This window comes from Geodermatophilus sp. SYSU D00079, from assembly GCF_054050635.1.
In genome coordinates this window covers 194,543-207,726 of sequence record NZ_JBJGZS010000004.1, presented here as the reverse complement: position 1 = coordinate 207,726, position 13,184 = coordinate 194,543, and the positions used below count along the sequence as shown (strand labels likewise).

General features: G+C 75.7%; 13 protein-coding genes. 3 read left to right on the top strand and 10 right to left on the bottom strand.

The window, feature by feature from the left end; all coding sequences use genetic code 11:
• Nucleotides 1-42: 42 nt before the first annotated feature.
• Both ACI79E_RS06115 and ACI79E_RS06110 read right to left on the bottom strand, forming a co-directional pair.
• Nucleotides 43-342 (bottom strand): DUF3017 domain-containing protein, encoded by a 300-nt coding sequence (locus ACI79E_RS06115; RefSeq protein ID WP_456931635.1) that lies wholly within the window; start codon nucleotides 340-342, stop codon nucleotides 43-45.
• Nucleotides 342-1,211, bottom strand: a complete 870-nt coding sequence (locus ACI79E_RS06110; protein ID WP_456931634.1) for a bifunctional methylenetetrahydrofolate dehydrogenase/methenyltetrahydrofolate cyclohydrolase — start codon at nucleotides 1,209-1,211, stop codon at nucleotides 342-344. The genes ACI79E_RS06115 and ACI79E_RS06110 overlap by 1 nt, the downstream gene beginning before the upstream one ends.
• 109 nt (nucleotides 1,212-1,320) lie before the next feature.
• Between ACI79E_RS06110 and ACI79E_RS06105 the strand changes: the two genes are divergently transcribed.
• Entirely contained in the window at nucleotides 1,321-1,968 is a 648-nt protein-coding gene (locus tag ACI79E_RS06105) for a hypothetical protein (RefSeq protein ID WP_456931633.1), read from the top strand.
• Nucleotides 1,969-1,974: 6 nt separating this feature from the next.
• Here the strand turns inward: ACI79E_RS06105 and ACI79E_RS06100 are convergent, their stop codons facing one another.
• The 8 genes from ACI79E_RS06100 to ACI79E_RS06065 all read right to left on the bottom strand — a co-directional run bounded on the left by ACI79E_RS06100 (nucleotide 1,975) and on the right by ACI79E_RS06065 (nucleotide 10,842).
• Nucleotides 1,975-2,607: a pentapeptide repeat-containing protein gene (locus ACI79E_RS06100; protein ID WP_456931632.1), complete on the bottom strand. Its 633-nt coding sequence runs from the start codon at nucleotides 2,605-2,607 to the stop codon at nucleotides 1,975-1,977.
• A gap of 9 nt (nucleotides 2,608-2,616) precedes the next feature.
• Nucleotides 2,617-4,167 (bottom strand): bifunctional phosphoribosylaminoimidazolecarboxamide formyltransferase/IMP cyclohydrolase, encoded by a 1,551-nt coding sequence (gene purH / locus ACI79E_RS06095; protein WP_456931631.1) that lies wholly within the window; start codon nucleotides 4,165-4,167, stop codon nucleotides 2,617-2,619.
• Complete coding sequence (gene purN, locus ACI79E_RS06090) at nucleotides 4,164-4,781, bottom strand: phosphoribosylglycinamide formyltransferase (protein ID WP_456931630.1); 618 nt, start codon at nucleotides 4,779-4,781, stop codon at nucleotides 4,164-4,166. The genes purH and purN overlap by 4 nt, the downstream gene beginning before the upstream one ends.
• A gap of 46 nt (nucleotides 4,782-4,827) precedes the next feature.
• Nucleotides 4,828-6,027 carry a cell division protein PerM gene (locus ACI79E_RS06085; protein WP_456931629.1) on the bottom strand — a complete coding sequence of 400 codons (1,200 nt, stop codon included), beginning with the start codon at nucleotides 6,025-6,027 and terminating at the stop codon, nucleotides 4,828-4,830.
• A gap of 124 nt (nucleotides 6,028-6,151) precedes the next feature.
• Nucleotides 6,152-7,321 (bottom strand): hypothetical protein, encoded by a 1,170-nt coding sequence (locus tag ACI79E_RS06080; protein WP_456931628.1) that lies wholly within the window; start codon nucleotides 7,319-7,321, stop codon nucleotides 6,152-6,154.
• Between the two features lie 230 nt (nucleotides 7,322-7,551).
• On the bottom strand, nucleotides 7,552-8,430 hold the full coding sequence (gene sucD / locus ACI79E_RS06075) for a succinate--CoA ligase subunit alpha (RefSeq protein ID WP_456931627.1): 879 nt from the start codon (nucleotides 8,428-8,430) through the stop codon (nucleotides 7,552-7,554).
• Nucleotides 8,431-8,462: 32 nt separating this feature from the next.
• Nucleotides 8,463-9,623 carry an ADP-forming succinate--CoA ligase subunit beta gene (sucC, locus tag ACI79E_RS06070; RefSeq protein ID WP_456931626.1) on the bottom strand — a complete coding sequence of 387 codons (1,161 nt, stop codon included), beginning with the start codon at nucleotides 9,621-9,623 and terminating at the stop codon, nucleotides 8,463-8,465.
• A gap of 127 nt (nucleotides 9,624-9,750) precedes the next feature.
• The gene (locus ACI79E_RS06065) at nucleotides 9,751-10,842 is read right to left on the bottom strand and encodes a hypothetical protein (RefSeq protein ID WP_456931625.1); all 1,092 of its coding nucleotides are present in this window, start codon (nucleotides 10,840-10,842) and stop codon (nucleotides 9,751-9,753) included.
• Between the two features lie 185 nt (nucleotides 10,843-11,027).
• Between ACI79E_RS06065 and ACI79E_RS06060 the strand changes: the two genes are divergently transcribed.
• Both ACI79E_RS06060 and ACI79E_RS06055 read left to right on the top strand, forming a co-directional pair.
• Complete coding sequence (locus ACI79E_RS06060) at nucleotides 11,028-11,927, top strand: esterase/lipase family protein (RefSeq protein WP_456931624.1); 900 nt, start codon at nucleotides 11,028-11,030, stop codon at nucleotides 11,925-11,927.
• A 310-nt stretch (nucleotides 11,928-12,237) separates the two neighbouring features.
• The gene (locus ACI79E_RS06055; protein WP_456931623.1) at nucleotides 12,238-13,053 is read left to right on the top strand and encodes a M23 family metallopeptidase; all 816 of its coding nucleotides are present in this window, start codon (nucleotides 12,238-12,240) and stop codon (nucleotides 13,051-13,053) included.
• The last annotated feature ends 131 nt before the right edge of the window (nucleotides 13,054-13,184 follow it).

Sequence of the window (13,184 nt, the reverse complement as noted above, 5' to 3'; positions counted from 1 at the left end):
CGCTGGGGCGGCCACAGCGCCCGGTCGGGTGCCGGGCCGATCTCACCCACCGGGGATCGACAGCGCGAAGGCGGTGAGCGTGACGCCCACCCCGGCTAGCAGGACGACGTCCACCGGCCGGCTGCGGACGGCGAGGAACCCCACCCGCCGGACCGGGAGCAGCAGCCGCAGCAGCCCGCCGCCGACGAGCGCCACGCCGACGACGACCAGCCCCCGGCGCCAGTGCTCGAAGGTCACCATGAGCAGCCCGACCGCCACCACGACCAGCACCAGCAGCAACGGCAGCTGCCGCAGCAGGCCGGCCAGGAAGGGCCGGCGGGTGTGGAGCGGCGGGCGGGTCATCAGGCCGTGAGGACGTCCGCGGCGGCGGCCTGCTCGGCGGCGAGGACGACGTTCTGCAGCAGCATCGCCCGGGTCATGGGCCCCACCCCGCCGGGGTTGGGCGCCACGAAGCCGGCCACGTCGACGACGTCCTTGGCGACGTCGCCGGCGATCTTGCCCTCGACCCGGCTGACACCGACGTCGAGGACGGCGGCGCCCGGCTTGACCAGCTCCTTCGTCACCAGACCCGGCACGCCCGCCGCCGCCACCACGATGTCGGCCGTCCGCAGGTGCGCGGCCAGGTCGCGGGTGCCGGTGTGGCAGAGGGTGACCGTGGCGTTCTCGCTGCGGCGGGTGAGCAGCAGGCCCAGCGGCCGCCCGACGGTGATGCCGCGGCCGACGACGACCACCTCGGCACCGGCGATCGGCACGTCGTACCGGCGCAGCAGCTCGACGATCCCGACCGGCGTGCACGGCAGCGGGCCGGGGACGTTGAGCACCAGCCGGCCCAGGTTGACCGGGTGCAGGCCGTCGGCGTCCTTCGCCGGGTCCATCCGCTCGAGGACGGCGCTCTCCTCGATCCCCTGCGGCAGCGGCAGCTGGACGATGTAGCCGGTGCAGGCCGGGTCGGCGTTGAGCTCGTCGACGACCTCGAGGACGTCGGTGAGCGTGGCGGTCGCCGGCAGCTCGCGCTGGATGCTGGCGATGCCGACCTGCGCGCAGTCGGAGTGCTTGGCGTTGACGTACCACCGGCTGCCGGGGTCGTCGCCCACGAGGAGCGTGCCCAGGCCGGGCCGGTGACCGGCGGCGGTGAGCGCGGCGACCCGTTCGGTCAACTCCGCCCGGATCGCTGCTGCGGTGGCCTTGCCGTCCAGGATCGTCGCGGGCACGACCGACAGTGTGCCCGAGAGCCGCCCGCTGCCCTCGACCCCGCCCTAGGCTCGCGGGCAGCGGGCGCCTCCCCGCCTGCGACCGCCTGCCGACCCGCGAGGAGAGCAGATGACCGAGCGCGACCAGTCCCCGGCCGGCACGCACGGCGGCGCCGGCGACTGGCGGGAGCAGACCACGCCGGGGCTCCAGCCGGTGGGCGGCTCGCGCACCGACACCGGGTACGGCGGCGCCTATGCGGGCGGCATGCCCCCGCCGGGGCCACCGCCCGCCGCTCCCCCCGCCTCGACCGCGCCGCCGTACTCGACCAAGCCGGTGCGGGTGCGCCGTCCCGACGCCCTGGCCGGGTTGCTGCTCGTGCTGGCCGGCGTCGCGGCCGGGGTCAGCCTGCTGCTGCGCTGGGTCACCGACAGCGACCTCACCGGGCTGGACCTGGTCCGGCGGGGCGTCGAGGGCCTGGGCCGCGACGTGGCCGACGTGTTCGGCGACGGGATGTGGCAGCCCGTCGCCGTCGTCGGCGGGGGCGCGGTGCTGCTCGTGCTCGGCGTGCTGGCGCTGCTGCCGGCCCGGTCGCACCGCTTCCTCGGTGTGCTGGCCCTGCTGGCCGGCCTGGTGGCCTTCGCCGGGGTGCTCGTCCCGCTCGCCGACGCCCGGTGGGACGCCGGCACCTTCGACACCGGCTTCTGGTTCGCCGTCGCCGTCCCGGCGCTGGGCATCCTCGGCGCGGTCAAGGCGATGCTGACCAGCCCCCGGAGGTGACCGGGGTCAGTCGGCGACCAGGGCGCCGTGGGCGCGGGCGACCTCGACCGCCTGCAGGAGGTCCAGCCGGACCCCGGTCAGCTCGAACGCCAGCCAGTTGACCGACTCGGTCGAGGCCCCGCGCAGGTCGGCCCCGCGCAGCTTGACCCCCTGCAGCCGGGCGCGGTCGAGGTCGGCCCCGGTGAGGTCGCACTCGCGCAGGTCGGCGTCGGTGAGGTCGGCCTCCCGGAACCGGTGACCGGACAGGTCCAGCCCCGAGAGGTCCGCACCGCGCAGCGAGGTCCAGCTCCAGTCGCTGTCGGTCGAGGTCATGGGCCGCAGCTGCGCGCCGGGGAACGTCGAGCCGGTGAGCTTGCAGCCCTCCCACGTGACGTCGAACAGCCGGGCCCGGTCGAACCGGCAGGACAGGAACGCCGAGCCCAGGTGCCGGGAGCCACCCATCCGCACACCGGTCAGCACGCAGGAGTCGAACACGCACCGCCGGGTGACCAGCTCCTCCAGGCCGGCGTCCTCGAACCGGCACCGGGTGAAGGTGACCCCGTCGAGCTCGACGCCCCACCAGTCCACCCGGGCGAGGTCCTGGCCCTCGATCTCGGCGCCCGCCCCGGGCGGGCGGACGTGCGGGCGGGTCGAGGCCACGGGCCCTCCCTAGTGGGCGAAGTGGCGGGTCCCGGTGAGGTACAGCGGCACACCGGCGGCGGCCGCGGCGGCGATGACCTCCTCGTCCCGCACCGACCCGCCCGGCTGCACGACGGCGCGCACCCCGGCGTCGAGCAGCACCTGCAGCCCGTCGGCGAAGGGGAAGAACGCGTCGGAGGCGGCCACGGCACCCGCGGCGCGGTCCCCGGCCCGGGCGACGGCGAGCCGGGCGGCGTCCACCCGGTTCACCTGGCCCATGCCGACCCCGACGGTGGCCTTCTCGTGGGCCAGCAGGATCGCGTTGCTGCGGACGGCGCGGACGCTGCGCCAGGCGAAGACGAGGTCGTCGAGGCCCGCGGCGTCCAGCGGCTGACCGGTGGCCAGCGTCCAGGTGGTGGGGTCGTCGCCGGGGGCGTCCACGCGGTCGGCGACCTGCAGCAGCAGCCCGCCGCTGACCGGCCGCAGCTCGGTGGCCGGCCGGGCGGCGTCCGGGAGCCGCAGCAGCCGGATGTTCTTCTTGGCGGTGAGCACCTCGACCGCGTCGTCGGTGAACGACGGGGCCACCACGACCTCGGTGAAGACGCCGGCGACCTGCTCGGCCATGGCCAGGTCGACCTCGCGGTTGGCGGCGATCACACCGCCGAAGGCCGACACCGGGTCACACGCGTGCGCCTTGCGGTGCGCGGCGGCGATGTCGGGGCCGACGGCGATGCCGCAGGGGTTGGCGTGCTTGATGATCGCCACGCACGGGTCGGTGTGGTCGTGGGCGGCCCGCCAGGCGGCGTCGGTGTCGACGTAGTTGTTGTAGGACATCTGCTTGCCGTGCAGCTGCTCGGCGTGCGCCAGCCCCGGCTGGCCGCTGCGGTAGAGCGCGGCCTGCTGGTGCGGGTTCTCCCCGTACCGCAGGACGTCGGCCCGCTCCCAGCTGGCCGCGACCCACGCGGGGAACCGGGTGTCCTCCTCGGGAGCGAGCACGCTGCCCATCCACGAGGCGACGGCGATGTCGTAGCTGGCCGTGTGCCGGAACGCCGCGGCCGCCAGCTGCTGCCGCTCGGTCAAGGTGAAGCCGCCGGCCGACACCGCCGCGAGGACGTCGCCGTAGCGGGCCGGGTCGACGACGACGGCGACCGACGGGTGGTTCTTGGCCGCGGCGCGCACCATCGCCGGGCCGCCGATGTCGATCTGCTCCACGCACTCGTCGGGGCTCGCCCCTGAGGCGACGGTCTCGGTGAACGGGTAGAGGTTGACCACCACGAGGTCGAACGGCGCGACGCCGAGCTCCTCGAGCTGCTGCACGTGCTCGGGCCTGCGGCGGTCGGCCAGGATGCCGGCGTGCACCGACGGGTGCAGCGTCTTGACCCGCCCGTCCAGGCACTCCGGGAAGCCGGTGACCTGCTCCACCGGGGTGACCGGCACCCCGGCGTCGGCGATGCGGCGCGCGGTGGCACCGGTGCTGACCAGCTCGACGCCGGCGTCGGCGAGCCCGCGGGCGAGCTCCTCGATGCCGGTCTTGTCGTACACGCCCAGCAGCGCGCGGCGGATGGGGGTGCGGTCGCTCATCGGGGCTCCTCCGTGTCGTCTGACGCGTGGCCGCTCACGAGTCGCGCCACCGTGTCCACCAGGAGCTCGCGCTCCACGGTCTTGATCCGTTCGTGCAGCCGGGCCTCGTCGTCCCCCGGGAGGACGGGCACCTCGCGCTGGGCGAGCACCGGGCCGGTGTCCACGCCGGCGTCGACCAGGTGCACCGTGCTGCCGGTGACCTCGACACCGGCGGCCAGCGCGTCGCGGACGGCGTGCGCGCCCGGGAAGGCGGGCAGCAGAGCGGGGTGGGTGTTGACCAGCCGCCCGCCGAAGGCGTCCAGCACGGCCGGGCCGACGATCTTCATGAACCCGGCGGAGACGACGAGGTCGGGCCGGTGCTCGGCGATCGCGGCGGCCAGCGCGGCGTCCCAGGCGGCCCGGTCGGCGTGGTCGCGCAGCCGGCAGGTGAAGGTGGCGATGCCACGGCGGCGGGCGTGCTCGAGGCCGTCGGCGTCGCGGTCGCTGCCCACGGCGACCACCGTCGCCGGGTAGGCGGGGTCGTCGGCGGCCGCCAGCAGCGCGGCGCACAGCGACCCGGTGCCGGAGAGGAGGACCACGACCCGCGCCCGCGGGGACGGTCCTGGTGCGGGCACGCCAGCGACCCTAGCCGGGGCGCCCGCACCGGTTCCCGGCCGGTCCTCAGCCCAGCGCGCGCCAGCGGCTGACGGCGGCGGCGACGGCCGCGGCGATCCCGGCCTGGACGGCGAAGGACAGTGCGGTGGCCACCGCGGGCGCGCCGACCTCGGCCAGTGCGCCGTCGCCGAGGGAGCCGCCGCCGAGCCAGGCCAGCACGCCGCACGCTCCCCCGAGGAGGACACCGGCGAGCACGCCCCACAGCCCGGCCACGACCGAGCCCCCCTCGTCGTCGTCGCCGAACCTGCGGCCCAGGGTGGTCCCGGCGACGAGGCCGGCCAGCGCCGGAACCGCCTGCGACAGGAACGCCACCAGCGGCACCGCCTGCGTGTCGGGCAGCGCGGCCAGCAGGGGCAGCGCGGGCACCGCCCCGAGGGTGACGCCGTGCACCGACACCAGGGTTCCGCTGCCCACGGCGAACCCCGGGCCGGCGGCCAGGCCGATCGCGGCGGCCGCGGCGTTGGGCAGCAGGAGGACCCCCAGCGCGATCAGCCCGACCGCGCCGGCCGCCGAGCCGCCGAGGGAGCCGGAGAGCGCGGCGTAGCCCCGGGCGTCGGCGGCGAGGGCCACGGCGACCACGGCCAGCCCGAGGGCCAGCGCGGTGAGGAACCCGGCGAGCACCGCGCGCAGGAGGGGCCGCACCGGCGGCGGCAGCCGGTCGAGCACGAGGTCCAGGACGCCGGACTCCCGCGCCGTCCCCCACCCGCCGGTGACGACCGCGAGCACCGCGGCGCCGAGGAGACAGCGCAGCAGGTCCACCCGCGCGCCGTCGTCGTCCACCGCGAGGGCCAGCAGGAGGGCGGTGACGGCGTGGGGGACCACGAGGCCGGCGAGGACGGTCGCGGCGCCCCGGACCCCGTCGACGTCGCAGGAGCGGACGACGCCCCGGCCGGCGCTGGACAGGCCCCACGCGATGCCGAGGGTGAGCAGCAGCGGCGCCAGCACGAGCGGCCCGGAGCCGAGCGTGAGGCCGCCGCCCTGCGCGAGCAGCCACACCTGGCCAGCGAGCCGTGCGGAGCCGGCCAGCGGCAGCCCGCCGGCAGGGTCCAGCGTCTGCACGACGACCACGGCGAGCCCCAGGCCGAGCAGACCGAGCACGGAGACCGCCGCGGCGGCCACGGCGGCGAGCACCGCGGGCTGCCACGGCCGGCCGGCGCCCGGCTCCCGCTGCCCGGGCAGGGTCAGGCGTGCGAGCAGGGAGACCACGACCCCACTCTCGCAAGGCCGGACCACGATCGCCGCCATCCGCGCCCAACCGGGCCCACAAACGCGGCGAGGGCCGGCGACCCGCAGGTCACCGGCCCTCGCCGGGGTGAGAGGTGCGTCTCGGTCAGCCGTGGCCCGGGTCCGACCCGGACCCGCCGCCGGAGGCGGTGGAGCCACCGGGCCCGCCCGGGCCCGCCGCGGGCGGGGGCTGCGTCGGCGGCGGGGGCGGCGGGGGCACCGGGCGCTCCTGGGTCTGACCGTGGGGCGGCTGGCCCTGCGGCGGCTGCCCGGAGGGGAACTGCTGCCCGTACGGGAACTGCTGCCCGTACGGGAACTGCTGGCCGTACGGCTGCTGCTGACCGTACGGCTGCTGCGGCCCCGGGTAGCCGTACGGCGGCTGGCCGGGCGCGCCCTGCTGGCCCCCGAACTGCGGCGCCGGCTGGTCGGCCCACTGTGCGGCGTTGCCCGGGCCCCCGCCGGAGGCCGGGCGGTTCCGCAGCTCCGGCAGCAGCCGGAGGACGGCGAACACCAGGACCGCGGCGGCGGCGAGGAAGCCCAGCAGTGCCCAGACGGAGAACGAGAAGCCCTCGCTGAAGGAGTCCAGCCAGCCCAGCAGCGCGAACAGGAAGCCCAGCGCGGCGAGGCCGACGGTGATGGCCGAGCGGGGGAACCCGAGCCGGAGGTCGACGAACGCCGGCAGCAGCGCCCACACCGTGGCGAGCAGGAAGAGGAAGACCGCCGTCGTGACCTGCCCGGACTGCCAGCCGCTGAAGCTGATGTCCGAGCCGAAGAAGGCGTCGTCGATCTGGTACCAGGGGAAGAACGCCAGGACGAGGAACAGCAGCGTGCCCCCGGCGATGACGTAGTCGGCCACCGTGAGCTTCCCGAGGTCGAAGCCGACCGAGGCCCCGGTGCCGGCCGGCCGGCCGTAGGGGCTCTGCCCGTACGGCGGCTGGCCGTAGCCGGGCTGCTGCCCGTAGGGGTTCGGCGCGTAGCCGGGGTGCTGACCGTAGGGCTGCTGACCGTAGGCCTGCTGACCGTGGGCCTGCGGACCGGGACCGGCCTGCGGCGGGTACGGGGGCTGGCCGTAGGACGGCTGACCGTACGGCGGCTGGCCGTACCCCGGCGGCTGGCCGCCCGGCTGCTGCCCGTGTCCCGGGGGCGGCGGCTGCTGGCCGAGACGGGGATCGGGCCCGGGGCCGGGCTGCCCGCCGTACCGCGGCTCCTGCCCCGGCTGGGAGCCGGACCCCGGCTGTCCCTGCTCGCCCGGAGGCGGAGGCGGCTGACTGGTCATCAGGGAGCGCTCCTCAGTAGTGGCGTGATCACTCAGCGCATCGTCGGCGAGTCGAGGGCGCCGGGGCAACCGCGGCGCGCCCCCGTCCCACCCGTAGGGACGCTACCGAGACCCGGGAACGCCGCTGCCCGGCGACCTCGTCCGAGGTCGCCGGGCAGCGGGTGACGTGCTGGGACCGCCGGCCTCCACGAACGCTCGCCGCGGCTGCGAGCGCGGAGGGTGACCCCTGGTCAGGCGCCGACGATCTCCCGCATGAGGCGGGCGGTCTCCGACGGGGTCTTGCCCACGCGCACACCGGCGGCCTCGAGGGCCTCCTGCTTGGCCTGTGCCGTGCCGGCCGAGCCCGAGACGATGGCGCCGGCGTGGCCCATGGTCTTGCCCTCGGGGGCGGTGAACCCGGCGACGTACCCGACCACCGGCTTGGTCACGTTGGCCTTGATGAAGTCGGCGGCCCGCTCCTCGGCGTCGCCGCCGATCTCACCGATCATCACGATGGCCTCGGTCTCCGGGTCCTCCTGGAAGGCCTGGAGGCAGTCGATGTGCGTCGTGCCGATGACCGGGTCGCCACCGATGCCGACGGCGGTGGAGAAGCCGATGTCCCGGAGCTCGTACATCATCTGGTAGGTCAGCGTCCCCGACTTGCTGACCAGCCCGATCTTGCCCTGCTTGGTGATGTTGGCCGGGATGATGCCGGCGTTGGAGCGCCCGGGGCTGATCAGGCCGGGGCAGTTCGGGCCGATGATCCGGGTCGAGCCACCCTGGGCGTGGGCCCAGAAGTAGGTCGAGTCGTGCACCGGGATGCCCTCGGTGATGACGACGGCGAGCCCGATCTGGGCGTCGACGGCCTCGATGACGGCGTTCTTGGCACCGGCCGGCGGCACGAAGATGACGCTCACGTCGGCGCCGGTCTCCTTCATCGCCTCGGCGACGGAGCCGAACACCGGCACGCCGGTGCCGTCGAAGTCGACGCTCTGGCCGGCCTTCTTCGGGTTCACCCCGCCGACGATGGCCGTCCCCGAGGCCAGCATGCGCTGGGTGTGCTTGCGCCCCTCGGAGCCGGTCATGCCCTGGACGATGACCTTGCTGTTCTCGTTGAGGAAGATCGACATCTCTGTGGTGTTCCTGTCGGGAGTCGGGGCGGTCAGGCGGCGAGCTCGGCGGCCCGGCGCGCGGCGCCGTCCATCGTGTCCACCAGGGTCACCAGCGGGTGGTTGGCCTCGGCGAGGATCCGCCGGCCCTCCTCGACGTTGTTGCCGTCGAGCCGGACGACCAGCGGCTTGGTCGCCTCGTCACCGAGGAGCTGCAGCGCGTGCACGATGCCGTTGGCGACGGCGTCGCACGCGGTGATACCGCCGAAGACGTTGACGAACACGCTCTTCACGGCGGGGTCGGAGAGGATGATGTGCAGGCCGTTGGCCATGACCTCCGCCGAGGCGCCACCACCGATGTCGAGGAAGTTCGCGGGCTTCACGCCGCCGAACTCCTCACCGGCGTAGGCCACGACGTCGAGGGTGCTCATGACCAGCCCGGCGCCGTTGCCGATGATGCCGACCTCGCCCTCGAGCTTGACGTAGTTGAGGTCCTTCTCCTTCGCGGCGGCCTCGAGCGGGTCGGCGGAGGCGGCGTCCTCGAGCGCGGCGTGCTCGGTGTGCCGGAAGGCGGCGTTGTCGTCGAGGGTCACCTTCGCGTCGAGCGCGAGCACGGTGCCGTCGGGCGCCTTGGCCAGCGGGTTGACCTCGACGAGGGTGGCGTCCTCCTTGGCGAACACGTCCCACAGCTGGACGGCGATCGCGATGACCTGGTCGCGGACCTCGGCGGGGAACCCGGCCGCGTCGACGATCTCGGTGGCCTTGGCGGTGTCGACGCCGACGGTCGCGTCCACGGGGATGCGGGCGAGGGCCTCGGGGCGCTCGACGGCCAGCTGCTCGATCTCCATGCCGCCCTCGACGCTGGCCATGGCCAGGAAGGTGCGGTTGGCACGGTCGAGGAGGTAGGAGAAGTAGTACTCCTCGGCGATGTCGCTGGCCTGCGCCACCATCACGCGGTGGGTGATGTGGCCCTTGATGTCCAGGCCGAGGATGTCCTGCGCGCGCGCCTTGGCGGTCTCGGGGTCGTCGGCCAGCTTGACGCCGCCGGCCTTGCCGCGGCCGCCGACCTTGACCTGCGCCTTGACGACGACGGGAGCGGCGATCTCCCGCGCGATCGCCTCCGCCTGCTCGGGGGTCTCGGCGACGCCGCCGGGCAGCACGGGCACGCCGTGAGAGGCCAACAGGTCACGGGCCTGGTACTCGAAGAGATCCACGAACAGGCACCGTAACCCTCCCGGAATGCCGTCGTCGCCCCCACGACGGAGGGCGTGGCCCGTCTCACAGCACCCCGGACGGAAAGCCGGGAACCCCCCGTGCCTCCTCCCCGGACGACCGCGCTGGTCAGGCGGCCGGTGCGGTCGAGCGGTGCAGCCGCCAGGCCAGCACGGTCAGGGCGACGTACCCCAGGCCGGCCAGGAGCAGCCCCGCCCCGGGCAGCGTCCACTCCAGCTCGTCGGACACGGCGGCGTCGCGCAGCCCGGCCAGCCCGGCGGTCAGCACGACCGCGGCGATGGCCAGCAGCCCACCGACAGCGGCCAGGCGCGGGCGCAGCGAGGGCGCCAGCACCGAGCCGAGGACGACGGCGCCGGCCAGCAGCAGACCGCCGAGCAGGGCCAGCCCGGGCCGCTCGAGCAGCCCCTGCGGCCCGTCCTGCTCGACGACGGTCTGCAACCCGGTCGTGGGGTCGGTGACCAGGCGGTCGGGGACGTCGGCCGCCGGCAGCACGAGACACAGCACCGTCCCGACGCCCAGCAGCACGGCGAGGGCGGCCAGTCGCGGACGGACCGGATCGAGGGAACCGGCGTCCTCCATGACCGTGCGCCCCCACGTGGCGGCGGCCAGCGCCCCGGCGAGCACGGTGAGCGCGAGGGCGATGACGCCGAGGACCCAGCCGGCGCCGATGTCGACCGAGCTGGTCAGCACCCGCTGGCCGGCGATCACCTCCACGCCGGGACGGGTCGTGGACGCCTCCCCCCGGTACAGCTCGATGAGCAGGAGGCCGACCGCGAGGGCGCCGGCCACGCCGGCGTAGCCGAGCCCGAACCGGGGCACGCGGCCCGCCGCCAGGCCGGCGCCGACAGCGGCGGAGGTCAGCGGGGCGACCAGCCCGGAGAGCACGCTGCCGAGCCCGCCGGCCTGGGTCACCTCCTGGCCGCCCACCACCAGGTAGATCGGGAAGAGGGCGACGACGCCGGCCAGCCCGGCGAGCACCAGCAGGGCGCCGGCCACCCGTGCGCCCGGCGGGGTGGTCCCGACGACCAGCTCGTCGGCCGCGCCGGGTGCGGGCCGGTCCGACGGTCGACGGGGTCCGGTGCGCCGGGCCGATGCGGCCCGGCGGGCGGCGTCACCGCCCCGGCCGGCGCCCCGGTCGCGGCCGGGTGCGTCCCGCCCACCGGAGTCGCGGTCGCGGGTGGAGCCATCTCGGGCGGCCACCGTTCCCCCTTCGTCGAGTCGGTCACGAACCGGTGTCGATCCCGGCGCCACGTCGCGATCGTGTGACGAACAGCACACAACAGCTTTACCGTCCGGTGAACCGGGCATGGCTGGAGTCGACTGCGCCACCGGCCGACGTCGGACCCGGGCTCCGCCGGTGGTCACGAACGGGGAGGGACTTGGACATGCGCCCACTCGGCCACCCGGAGTCCGGACCAGACTCGCACACCGACGACCCCGGCTCGCGGACGCCACTGGCCCCCCTGCGCGGTCTCGTGACCCGCGCCGCGCTGACCGGCGGGATCACCGAGCTGGCCCTCGTCGGCGCGCACGTGCTCATGTACCCGCTGGGCACGCGGTCCGAGCCGCTGCGGCTGGACCCGCGGTGCCGACCCGGTGAGCAACCCCCCGGCGTCCGGGCCCTGTTCGCCGCCGACCCGCTGGCAGCCCGCATCCCGGTCGTGCTCGTCCACGGCCTGGTCGACAACCACTCGATCTTCGCGGTGATGCGCCGCAGCCTGCGCCGCCGCGGCTTCGCCCACGTCTGCTCGTGGAACTACAGCCCCCTGCTCACCGACGTCGCCCGCGGCGCGCGGGCCCTCGGCGAGCACCTCGAACGCGTCTGCGAGCAGACCGGTCACGAGCGGGTGCACGTCGTCGGCCACAGCCTCGGGGGCCTGATCGCCCGCTACCACGTGCAGCGTCAGGGCGGTGACCGGCGGGTGGAGTCCCTCGTGACCCTCGGGACGCCGCACCAGGGGTCGGTGCTGGCCCACCTCGTACCCACCCCGCTGGTACGCCAGCTGCGCCCCGGGTCGCCGGTGCTGCGGGAGCTGGCCGGGCCGGCGCCGGGCGTCCGAACGCCGGTGACCGCGATCTACAGCGACCTCGACCAGGTGGTGCTGCCCACCCACGCCGGCCGGTGCGACCACCCGGACCTGCTGGCCCGCAACGTGCTCGTCCGCGGGGTCGGCCACATGTCCCTGCCGTTCCACCGCGGCGTGGTCGACGAGGTCGCGGCCACGCTCGCCGGGGTGCGCCGTCCCGACGCCGCCCCCGCCGCCGCACCGGCCGCCGTCGCCTGACCGCCGCCCTCACCACCTCCCCCACCGGCCCCGTCCGTCACGGGGCCGCGCACCGTCCCCTGCACCTCGGCGCCTCCCCGGGCGCGGGCACACCGGCGACCCCGTTCGTCACACCCGCCCCAGGTGTTGCAGACAAGGCGACACGGGGGTGTCGCTGACGGTCGGCGACCTGACGCATCGTTACGGTCCGATCACGGCACCGGTACCCACCGGGGGGCGTCCACCCGGACACCCGAGCCACCGTCGCTCCCCCGGCGGACCGCCCTCGCGGGCACCGTCCGGGAGGGTCGCTCCCCCAAGGAGGTGCTCCGTGACTCGCGCACTGCTCGAGCGACCGGGGACCGACCACGAGCCGGCCACTCCCGTCATCCCCCGCCCGCGGACCGCCGCCGACGCCCAGCCCCCTGCCGTCCTCTCCCCAGCGGCCGTGCCGTCCGCGGCCGCCGACGACGCCGAGCCGGCGCGCCGCCGGCGCGTACCCCGGCCGCCCGGCCGGCGCGGCCCCCTCTGGCTGGCCGCCCTCGTCGTCGGTGCCGTCGTCGCGGCCCTCCCCACCACGGTGGGCGACCGGGCCACCGACGTCGCGGTCAGCGCGGCGGAGTACGGCCTCGGCGAGGCCTCCGACATCGGGCTCACCGGCGACATGGAGGACGCCGGCGTCCGCCGCGGCATCACCGAGGCCGAGGCCCAGGCCCGCCTCGGCGAGCTCGCCGCCTCCCGCGCCGCCCGCACGCCGCGCACCGTGCTGCCGACCCAGGGCCGGCTCACCACCTGCTTCTGCCAGCGCTGGGGCACGATGCACTACGGCATCGACCTGGCCGCGCCCCTGGGCACGCCGATCCTGGCCGCCACCGACGGCGTCGTCATCCGCGCCGGCCGCGCCTCCGGCTACGGCAACGCGCTCTACATCCAGGACGCCGACGGCAACGTCCACGTCTACGGCCACATGCGCTACTACTCGGTGCGCGCCGGCGACATCGTGCACGCCGGTGACGAGATCGCCGAGGTCGGCAACGAGGGCCAGTCCACCGGGCCGCACCTGCACTACCAGATCCACCGCGGCGGCATGGGCGGGCGCCCCATCGACCCCCAGGAGTTCCTCGCCGAGCGCGGCGTCTCCGTCTGACCGGTCGATCGCCGACTCGCGGTGGTCACCACCGCTGCACCGGGGGCTGCGCGTCCCCGAGGCCCCGCTGGAGTGGTGCCTCGACGGCGGCCGGCCACCGTCGGCGCGCACGTGACCGCGGTGCGGCCCCA